The sequence below is a fragment of the Phreatobacter oligotrophus genome (assembly GCF_003046185.1).
Lineage (GTDB): Bacteria > Pseudomonadota > Alphaproteobacteria > Rhizobiales > Phreatobacteraceae > Phreatobacter > Phreatobacter oligotrophus.
The window spans coordinates 1-5,635 of the sequence record NZ_PZZL01000040.1 but is presented as its reverse complement, the minus strand read 5'-3'; the positions used below and the strand labels follow the sequence as shown (position 1 = coordinate 5,635).

Here is a 5,635-nt window from a genome sequence, read left to right as displayed (position 1 = left end):
GGCCTCACCCCAAACGAGTTTGCAACCCGGTCCAGACAGGACCACATGGAGAACAGAGTCCAGTTATGAACGAGGGCTGATCGGGGGCAACGTCAGTGGAGCCCAATCCCGGGGCGATGGGGTCGCGCTACCCCGACATCTATCGCAGTTATGGACTCAAATGGGATCTCCAGAGGGCCGGTGAACCGGAAGAAGTCTTCATGGCCCGGACGAACGCCGCCGAACCGCAAGGCGACGAGGAGGGTCCAGATGACTCGGGCTGGCTGCTTGGCAACAAGCATAGCCGGGCCGGCTCCCTGCAATGCGATGTCTGGAACGGCGATGTCGCATCGCTCCTAAGCCGTCGCATGATCTGCGTGCGCCCCCTGAAGGGGTGGTGGATGACCCGAGGAAAGGACAAGCGGTATGCGCTTAACGGTCGCTACGCTTTGGTCGTCTCGTTGTCGGCTCGCGGCCTGCCCGTCGACGTTCACGCAGCGCTATCTGCCGAGATCGAAGCGTTGATCACAGCGATGACGCCGATCGAAGCCACAGACGCATGATGATGTAAGCCTCTCAAGCTGCCATTTTATCCCGGTGCCCCTAAGACCCTGCGGATGCGGCCCGTCGCGCTCGTACTTGGTAGCGCGAAGATGCCGGACGGGGCGGCCGATGCGCCTGTTGGTCCCGCACTCAGAATTGCTCCTGCGGGGATCCATGCGATCAGCTGGAAGCCTCGTCTACCTCGGCAGATGCGAGGTAGACCGGATCGATTCTCAGACATAAGGCCGGTTGGCAGCTTCGGTTTGTGTCAATCCTCGTGGGGCGCATGAGGAAATGAGACGATGATTTCAATACGTCTTTTGAGACTTGGGAGGGGCCTGTGGCGGTTCAGCCTAGACCGCTCCCCCGCGCGTCTCACAAACGGTCCTTCTGCAGACTAGCAACCGACCAGTTGGTTCAGCTTTTAAGCCCCAAGCGGAAGTTTGGAATGTCCGCTCTGGACTCTGGCGGCTTTATCAGTAGTCAAGATTTTTGCACCATTAGGCTCGATAGACGGCGCATGCGCGATTGTGGCAATTTGAGCGCCATGGTGACAGTTTTCGCGTATGTGGGAGCAGCGATCGCTGAGATCGCAGGATGCTTCGCGTTCTGGGCTTGGCTGCGCCTTGATCGATCAGCGTGGTGGCTGGCGCCCGGTATGATCGCGCTGGCTCTATTCGCTTACCTGCTGACCCTAGTCGAAAGTTCAGCGGCTGGTCGCTCTTATGCAGCCTATGGAGGTGTCTACATCGTAGCTTCCATAGCGTGGCTATGGCTGATTGAAGGGCATCGGCCTGATCGGTTGGACATATCTGGAGCCGCAATCTGCCTGTTAGGTGCGAGCATCATTTTGTTCGCGCCCCGAGGGGCCTAATCAGACTTTGGGCAACGCCGAGGCTCAAACCTCAGTCAAGCGTAGAATTACAACACCCGACCGCTTGTCTACCGTCGACGGAGCCCGCCTGTATCGGTGGGCAGGGCACGGAGCCATAGGAACAAAATACGCAGCAGTCGCCTGTCAAAGGCTTCAGCCGCGTGCCGCAGCCCTTGCATTCGTAGAAGAACTGGCAGGCGTCGGTCGGCATCAACTCATTGGCCTGATGGCCGCAGTGAGGGCAGGTGACGACGGATCGAAGCTCGACGGTCATTAGCGCACCAACCTAAGAAGAAAGGGCTCGATATAGGGTGCCCAGACTGCCGCCAGTCCGACGAGGGTAGAGCCTAGAGCCAAAATACCAATAGTGCGCCACGACGTACCCGCAGCAGCGCAGGTGCCGTAGCTGTGGCAGGCGAGAGATCGCTGCCGCGAGAAGTACAACCACCAGCCCGCGAGCAAGGCTACGGCGGCTGTCCCGAGGAGGAAGGGGCGGATCGCGGCCAGGAACTCAAGACCGCTGAAGACAGCTCCCGTCGCTCCCAGGGCCGCAAGCGCAAGGGGTACAATGCAACAGGACGAGGAGACGAGCGCTGTCAGGCCGACTACGGCTCCCGCGCCAGCGAGGAAGCCCGTTGGCGGCGCGGGGATAGGTGTCGGCTGCTCGGCTTCTAAAAGCCGTACATCGGTCAAGGGTGGCGCTCCATCATTGAGCGTGGCAGCCTACATCCTGTAGCGACTACGGGATCAAGGGAAAAATTCACGATGATGAGTGGGCTTACCAGCGGGGAGTTGGCCAAAGCGGCAGGGGTGAACCTTGAGACCGTCCGCTATTACGAGAACATCAAACTGATGCCGCCTCCCCCGCGTACGCAGGGCGGGCACCGCTCCTATAATGCTTCTCATGTTCGGCGGCTCACTTTCATCCGGCGGTCGAGAGAGCTGGGTTTCAGCATCGACGAGATCCGTGCCCTCCTGGCGCTGTCTGCCCCCGAGCATGGTTCGTGCGCCGAGGTGAAGGAGATCGCGGCCAAGCACCTTGCCGAGGTTCAGGCGAAAGTGGCCGACCTCGCGAAGCTGGAAGCCATTCTGGCCCAGACCATTTCTCGGTGCACCGGAGAAGCCGCTGCCCCATGCCCGGTTCTTGACATGCTCGACGCCCGCTAGTTGCATAAATCAAGACTTATGCACCACCTCGCCGCCCATTGATGCGCCCAGGCTTTTCTGGTGCAGATCTCCGGTGCCTAATCCCATCGCGAACAGCAGAAATGCCCCGCCACGCGAGGTGCGTCATGTACTATCCCTGATTTCCGCTTCTGCCGATGATGTCCGCGTCCGCAATGCAGGCGCTGAGCGAACGTTACGGAACCAGAGATAAGCGTTCCATATGATACCTTATGCGAATCAACGGGTTAGTCCGCAAATGCTCGTTATGTTAAATGACCCCGCTCAAGGCGGGGTCATTGTCGTTTCAGGTTCGAGGAGCCGAAGGGCTGCCTTTCCCTGGTATTAAAGTGCAATGTCCGCGGCGCTCCTTCCCTTCAAGTCGCGCAGCGCGGGATTGGCGCCGGCGTCCAGCAGCTGCTTGAGCAGACCAGTGCGCTGGTAGCGCGACGCCCACATCAAAGCTGTCCAGCGGAATCGCGTCGTGGCGAGGTCGGATCGGCGCGATGTTTGAGCAGCTGCGCTGCGGTTCGCGTATCGCCAACTCTGGCGGCGTTCATCAAAGGCGTTCGTCCACGCTGATCGCGGGCGTTGGGGTCGGCGCCTTTGACCAGGAGCACGGCGGCAAGGCCATGCAGAAACAGCCCGGCAGCGATATGCAGCGGCGTCTGTCCGCCGCTGGGGCGGTGGTTTACGTCGATGTCGGGTTCCATGAGGATTGCCTGCGCCAGCTCGCGGCGGTCCGCCCGCATCATCGTGCATAAAAGTTCAGAGAGATCAGCGTTCACATCCATGGCTTTCATGCCCTGCCCCGCGACCGCCGGAGGGCGCGCGGAGCCGAAGCTCAAGGAAATTACGTCGCCAGTCTGTCGCATGCCGCCGTTGCCGCAAGCCCTTTTGCCTGCCGTATGTGCAGCGGGAAAAATGATAAGGTGGAACCGCGTCCGGCTAGGGATGGCCCGCAGCCCCTTGAGGAGACCGGTTACAAGTTCATATGACCCAGCTGCCGGTTCGCTACCAATGGTTTGACCTGCTTGCGGCCGGCGAAGTCCTATCGCGCGTGAAGCAGGCGCTGGCGGTAGAAACAGATGGCGACCTGGCGGTGTTCATAGGCGTCCGTCCGGATGCCATCGCGGAGTGGCGGCAAAGGAACCAGGTGCCTTTTGACGCGATTGTCTCGACCTGCCTGATCACCGGCGCATCGCTCACCTACCTGCTGCGGGGAGAAGGCCCGATGTTGTGTCAGCTGCCCGCTTCACCCCTGTCGCCGGAGGTCTTGGAAGGCGTGCTGCACCGGTTGATGCGGGATGGCTACATACGCGACAGCGCGCACCAGCCGGCGGTTCAAGCGCGGGTTCGTTCGCTCGCCTGGGATATCTGGCGCTACGCGCGTCACGCCAACAATGTTCTGCAGCAGCTCGTCGACAGCTTCGGCGTGGATGAGAAAGCGGCCTACCTTTTGGTATTCGAACACGAGAAACCCCATGAGCGACCAGAGTGACATCATTTGCGCGCTGGGGGTCGCCCCCGTGTTTTCGGCCGCCGCCGAAGCGGCAAGGCGGATCGACTTCCTCAAGCGCTATCTCGCGAACTCGCAACTGAGCACGTACGTGCTGGGGATCAGCGGTGGCGTCGACTCCCTGACGGCCGCTCTCCTCGCCCAGCGCGCTGTGATCGAATTGAGGGCTGAAGCCTACGAGGCGAGGTTCATCGCCGTGCGTCTACCCTATGGCCAGCAGGCCGATGAACACGACGCGCAAGCCGCGCTTGCGGTGATCACCCCCGACGAGCTCGCCACGGTCAACATCAAGGCGGCGGCCGACGCGATGATGCAGGAGCTTCTCTGGGCCGGTCTACAGCCGGCGGATTCCGGTCAGGAGGACTTCCTGCTGGGGAACATCAAGGCGCGACAGCGGATGATCGCGCAATACGCCCTGGCCGGTCGGTGGCGGGGCCTCGTGATCGGGACCGACCACGCGGCCGAGGCCGTGATGGGCTTCTTCACAAAGCATGGCGACGGCGCCGCCGACATCCTGCCGCTGGCCGGGCTCAACAAGCGCCGTGTGCGCGCCCTGGCACGCCATCTCGGGGCGCCCGAACACCTCGTGAGCAAGATACCCACCGCGGATCTGGAAACCAACGCTCCGATGCGGCCGGATGAGGACGCATACGGCGTCACCTACGAGCAGATCGATGATTTCCTGGAGGGGAAATCCATCGCAGCAAACGCGCATGACCTCATCGTCCGCGCCTACAAGGCGACCGCGCACAAGCGCTCTCTTCCGATTGCGGCCGACTCGTAGGCCCGGCGTCATCCTGCGCTGGGAGGAGGCCGGAGCGCCGCAACGAGAAACCCGAATGCCCCGCAGGTGATTGCCACGTCGGCAAGATTGAACGTGGGGAAATGCCACCCGCGTGCGTGAAAGTCGATGAAATCCGTCACGGCTCCATCGTCGAGGCGATCGAGGAGATTGCCGACGGCGCCACCTATGATGAGAGCGCAGGACAAGCGTTCGATCATGTCGACGCTTCGCCACATGAAGATGGCCAGCCCAGCGATTATGGGCAGTGTTACTAACTTAAGCGCCCACCGCCCCAGCGTCGTTTCAGCGGCCAGCAGGCCAAAGCTGACGCCCCGATTGAAGCCCAGGCTGAGGTTCACGCCCGGAACAACGGGCATCGGGGAAGCGCCAAGATACTGGACGGCCAGCATCTTGGCAGCGATATCGATTGCGGCGACTGCCGCGATGACGGTGGCGAGCAGCCACGCCTGATGCAGGGGTCGGGACGGCATGCGGGTCGTGTGCGAGATCAGGGTTGTGAAGCGACGCGTGTTGGGGACGGAGATGTCTGCCCGCCCGATGAGGCTGTCTGTTCGAGCACAACTTCCCTCGGCGGCGCCAAGACCGCCTGCGGCCGGCTCACTTCCACGCGGGCGGATGTCATCGCGCGCAGACGCTCCACGCCGTCCCGCTGAAGAATGTCCCTGAAGCTGCCATGCATGCCGCCGTCGGTGAATTCGACGCGGATGGCCGGCAAGCCGGTCGCCACGAGCTGCCGCACATCGGCATCATC

The 5,635-nt window shown here is 61.8% G+C and carries 9 protein-coding genes and 1 pseudogene; 5 read left to right on the top strand and 5 right to left on the bottom strand.

Features of this window, described 5'->3' with window-relative positions; all coding sequences use genetic code 11:
* Positions 1-200: 200 nt before the first annotated feature.
* Both C8P69_RS23060 and C8P69_RS23055 read left to right on the top strand, forming a co-directional pair.
* Positions 201-542 (top strand): hypothetical protein, encoded by a 342-nt coding sequence (locus C8P69_RS23060; protein WP_146167447.1) that lies wholly within the window; start codon positions 201-203, stop codon positions 540-542.
* 527 nt (positions 543-1,069) lie between these two features.
* The gene (locus tag C8P69_RS23055) at positions 1,070-1,396 is read left to right on the top strand and encodes a YnfA family protein (protein ID WP_108179779.1); all 327 of its coding nucleotides are present in this window, start codon (positions 1,070-1,072) and stop codon (positions 1,394-1,396) included.
* A 31-nt stretch (positions 1,397-1,427) separates the two neighbouring features.
* Here the strand turns inward: C8P69_RS23055 and C8P69_RS24365 are convergent, their stop codons facing one another.
* Complete coding sequence (locus tag C8P69_RS24365; RefSeq protein WP_108179776.1) at positions 1,428-1,670, bottom strand: GDCCVxC domain-containing (seleno)protein; 243 nt, start codon at positions 1,668-1,670, stop codon at positions 1,428-1,430.
* Between the two features lie 491 nt (positions 1,671-2,161).
* Here C8P69_RS24365 and C8P69_RS23040 point away from each other — a divergent pair, with 491 nt between their 5' ends.
* The gene (locus tag C8P69_RS23040) at positions 2,162-2,563 is read left to right on the top strand and encodes a MerR family transcriptional regulator (RefSeq protein WP_425440784.1); all 402 of its coding nucleotides are present in this window, start codon (positions 2,162-2,164) and stop codon (positions 2,561-2,563) included.
* Positions 2,564-2,905: 342 nt separating this feature from the next.
* On the opposite strand, the gene C8P69_RS24635 is transcribed toward C8P69_RS23040, so the two are convergent.
* A complete protein-coding gene (locus C8P69_RS24635; RefSeq protein ID WP_425440783.1) occupies positions 2,906-3,019 on the bottom strand; it encodes a hypothetical protein in 114 nt (37 codons plus the stop codon).
* Positions 3,019-3,363, bottom strand: a complete 345-nt coding sequence (locus tag C8P69_RS23035; RefSeq protein WP_170118378.1) for an ankyrin repeat domain-containing protein — start codon at positions 3,361-3,363, stop codon at positions 3,019-3,021. Before C8P69_RS23035 ends, C8P69_RS24635 begins: the two co-directional genes overlap by 1 nt.
* A 191-nt stretch (positions 3,364-3,554) precedes the next feature.
* Here C8P69_RS23035 and C8P69_RS23030 point away from each other — a divergent pair, with 191 nt between their 5' ends.
* A complete protein-coding gene (locus tag C8P69_RS23030) occupies positions 3,555-4,061 on the top strand; it encodes a helix-turn-helix domain-containing protein (RefSeq protein WP_108179773.1) in 507 nt (168 codons plus the stop codon).
* Positions 4,045-4,863: an ammonia-dependent NAD(+) synthetase gene (nadE, locus tag C8P69_RS23025; RefSeq protein WP_108179772.1), complete on the top strand. Its 819-nt coding sequence runs from the start codon at positions 4,045-4,047 to the stop codon at positions 4,861-4,863. The genes C8P69_RS23030 and nadE overlap by 17 nt, the downstream gene beginning before the upstream one ends.
* A gap of 8 nt (positions 4,864-4,871) precedes the next feature.
* Here nadE and lspA read toward each other — a convergent pair whose 3' ends face one another.
* On the bottom strand, positions 4,872-5,354 hold the full coding sequence (lspA, locus tag C8P69_RS23020) for a signal peptidase II (RefSeq protein WP_108179771.1): 483 nt from the start codon (positions 5,352-5,354) through the stop codon (positions 4,872-4,874).
* 17 nt (positions 5,355-5,371) lie between these two features.
* Positions 5,372-5,635: pseudogene (locus C8P69_RS24025) on the bottom strand (L,D-transpeptidase family protein); the annotation flags it as partial.

Excerpts from the sequence above, each read along its gene's own strand:
- C8P69_RS23060 (WP_146167447.1), top strand. The coding sequence starts at position 201 with ATGGCCCGGACGAACGCCGCCGAACCGCAAGGCGACGAGGAGGGTCCA.
- C8P69_RS23055 (WP_108179779.1), top strand. The coding sequence starts at position 1,070 with ATGGTGACAGTTTTCGCGTATGTGGGAGCAGCGATCGCTGAGATCGCA.
- C8P69_RS24365 (WP_108179776.1), bottom strand. The coding sequence starts at position 1,670 with ATGACCGTCGAGCTTCGATCCGTCGTCACCTGCCCTCACTGCGGCCAT.
- C8P69_RS23040 (WP_425440784.1), top strand. The coding sequence starts at position 2,162 with ATGATGAGTGGGCTTACCAGCGGGGAGTTGGCCAAAGCGGCAGGGGTG.
- C8P69_RS24635 (WP_425440783.1), bottom strand. The coding sequence starts at position 3,019 with ATGTGGGCGTCGCGCTACCAGCGCACTGGTCTGCTCAAGCAGCTGCTG.
- C8P69_RS23035 (WP_170118378.1), bottom strand. The coding sequence starts at position 3,363 with ATGAAAGCCATGGATGTGAACGCTGATCTCTCTGAACTTTTATGCACG.
- C8P69_RS23030 (WP_108179773.1), top strand. The coding sequence starts at position 3,555 with ATGACCCAGCTGCCGGTTCGCTACCAATGGTTTGACCTGCTTGCGGCC.
- nadE (WP_108179772.1), top strand. The coding sequence starts at position 4,045 with ATGAGCGACCAGAGTGACATCATTTGCGCGCTGGGGGTCGCCCCCGTG.
- lspA (WP_108179771.1), bottom strand. The coding sequence starts at position 5,354 with ATGCCGTCCCGACCCCTGCATCAGGCGTGGCTGCTCGCCACCGTCATC.